This is a genomic window from Neobacillus drentensis, assembly GCF_036962765.1.
Taxonomy (GTDB): Bacteria; Bacillota; Bacilli; order Bacillales; family Cytobacillaceae; genus Neobacillus; species Neobacillus drentensis_C.
This window is the reverse complement of the sequence record NZ_JBALOS010000225.1, coordinates 1-377: the sequence shown is the minus strand read 5'-3', so window position 1 is coordinate 377 and position 377 is coordinate 1. Positions and strand designations below refer to the sequence as shown.

Genomic DNA, 377 nt, shown 5'->3' with positions numbered 1-377 from the left:
GGAGTTACACAATTGAAAAATTAGATACAAAAAAATATATATCCTTTGTTCCTTTAACACTAAATATCCGCAATCTCACCTTAGAGGGCTTCAAATTTCCTTTGTATAATCGTCATATTTCAATTGGTTCAACACTATGTATTAGTAATGAACTTATTAGTGATTATGGTACTTTTTCATTTTCTGAAGGCATATTAATAGTGATAAGAAGTCATGATTAACATGTTTTAGTAACTAACTCAGAATAGCCCTTTAAAGTTGGAATAGTGCCTTCAATGTTTTTGGTACTGATTTCGTTCGTTTGAATAAAATGGTAGGGCGTTCGAAAAAAGTTGGGTTGAAATAAGCTGGGGAGATTTGTGAGGAGGGACAGTATG

Annotated in this window: 1 pseudogene; it reads left to right on the top strand. The window is 32.4% G+C overall.

From position 1 onward, the window contains the following. Positions 1 to 221, top strand: a pseudogene (locus V7137_RS23910) (thiamine diphosphokinase); the annotation flags it as partial. Positions 222 to 377: the final 156 nt, after the last annotated feature.